Source organism: Microbacterium sp. UBA3394 (assembly GCF_002358725.1).
Classification (GTDB): domain Bacteria; phylum Actinomycetota; class Actinomycetes; order Actinomycetales; family Microbacteriaceae; genus Microbacterium; species Microbacterium luteum.
The window spans coordinates 9,712-11,603 of record NZ_DEPK01000210.1 but is presented as its reverse complement, the minus strand read 5'-3'; the positions used below and the strand labels follow the sequence as shown (position 1 = coordinate 11,603).

Here is a 1,892-nt window from a genome sequence, read left to right as displayed (position 1 = left end):
GTGACCGGGGACCCAGTCCATGATGACGCCGATGCCGGCCTGGTGGAGCCGGTCGATGAGATAGCGGAGGTCGTCCGGATGCCCAAAGCGCCGCGTGGGGGAGTAGTAGCCGGTGACCTGATACCCCCAGGACCCGCCGAAGGGATGCTCGGCGAGGGGGAGGAACTCGACGTGCGTGAATCCGTGCGCGGTCACGTACTCGACGAGCGGGTCGGCCGCCTCGCGGTAGGACAGCCCCGGGCGCCAGGATCCCAGGTGCAGCTCGTAGATCGACATCGGCCGCGACAACGCCGGCGTCTGGGCGCGCTCGGTCATCCAGGCATCGTCCTGCCACGAGTAGGACGTGCCGACGACCACCGATGCGGTTGCTGGAGGCAGTTCCGCCCAGCGCGCCAACGGGTCGGCCTTCTCGACCCAGTGACCGCTCTTGGTGCGCAACTCGAACTTGTACGCCGAGCCGGTTTCGACGCCCGGGACGAACAGCTCCCACACGCCGCTGGAACCCATCGATCGCATCGCGTGCGCGGCGCCGTCCCACCCGTTGAAGTCGCCGATCACGCGCGCGGCCTGGGCGTTAGGCGCCCACACGGTGAACGCGGTGCCCGTGCTGCCGCCGGACTCGCGCGTGTGCGCGCCGAGCGCGAGCCACAGCTGCTCGTGGCGGCCCTCGCCGATCAGGTGCAGGTCGAGTTCGCCGATCGTCGGCGGGTGTCGATACGGATCGTCGACGATCCAGTCGGGCCCGTCATCGTAGGATGCGACGATCTCGTACGCTGCCGCATCGCCCCCGCGCGTTCCCTCCCAGACGCCACCGCGCACGTGTTCGAGCGGAACGCGCGTGCCGTCGTCGAAAACGGCGGTCACACTCGATGCGAGGGGGCGCCGCGCCCGCACGGTCCACACCGAGGCTCCCTCGTCGTCGCGGGTGGCGTGAAGTCCGAGGACGGAGTGAGGGTCGTGGTGGGAGCCGGACGCGATCGCGTCGAGCAGGGATTCGTCGGGGTAGGTCATCGCGCCTCCTTCACGTGGAGGATGTGCACCGGTTCGGTGAACGCGTCCAGTCGCACGTAGTTGTGGTCGGTCCATGTCCAGCGAGCCCCGGTCACGAGGTCTTCGACCTCGTAGGCGTCGCCCGGGGCGATGCCCCAGATCCGCGTGTCCAGGTGCACGGTGGTCTCCCGCACCGAGTGCGGATCGACGTTGACGACGACGATGATCGTGTCGGCGACGCCGTCGGGGCTGAGGGCGGCGTCGAGATGCTTGGAGTAGACCAGCACCGAATCGTCGTCGCTCCAGTGGGCGGAGAAGTTGCGAAGCTGACGAAGGGCGGGATGCCCTCGACGGATCTCATTGAGGCGCGTGAGGAACGGCGCGAGCGAGTCGCCGGTCTCGACGGCACCCTCCCAATCGCGGATCTTGTACTCGTACTTCTCGTTGTCGATGTTCTCTTCCGAGCCGGGCCGCGCCACGTTCTCGAAGTGCTCGTATCCGGCGTAGACACCGTAGACGGGGGCGGCGGTCGCTGCGATCGCCGCCCGGATCGCATAGGCCGGTCGGCCGCCGAACTGCAGGAACTCGGTCAGGATGTCGGGCGTGTTCACGAAGAGGTTCGGCCGCAGGAAATCGGCCGTCTCGTGGGCGAGACCGCCGAGGAACTCCTCCAACTCCGCCTTCTCGTTGCGCCAGGTGAAGTAGGTGTAGCTCTGCTGGAATCCCGCCTTGGCGAGTCCCTGCAGCGGCGCGGGCCGCGTGAAGGCTTCGGCGAGGAAGACCACGTCGGGCTCCTCCGCGTTCACCGTGGCGATGAGCCACTCCCAGAACTGCAGCGGCTTGGTGTGCGGATTGTCGACGCGGAAGATCCGCACCCCCTGCTGGATCCAGTGCCGGACCAC

1 protein-coding gene and 1 pseudogene are annotated in these 1,892 nt (G+C 68.1%); both read right to left on the bottom strand.

The annotated features are described in order from the left end of the window. A partial coding sequence (locus B4E30_RS13080) for a GlgB N-terminal domain-containing protein (RefSeq protein WP_286795531.1) occupies positions 1–1,011 on the bottom strand: 1,011 nt, incomplete at its 3' end. After that, positions 1,008–1,892, bottom strand: a pseudogene (locus B4E30_RS13075) (alpha-1,4-glucan--maltose-1-phosphate maltosyltransferase); the annotation flags it as partial. The gene B4E30_RS13080 and the pseudogene B4E30_RS13075, both read right to left, overlap by 4 nt.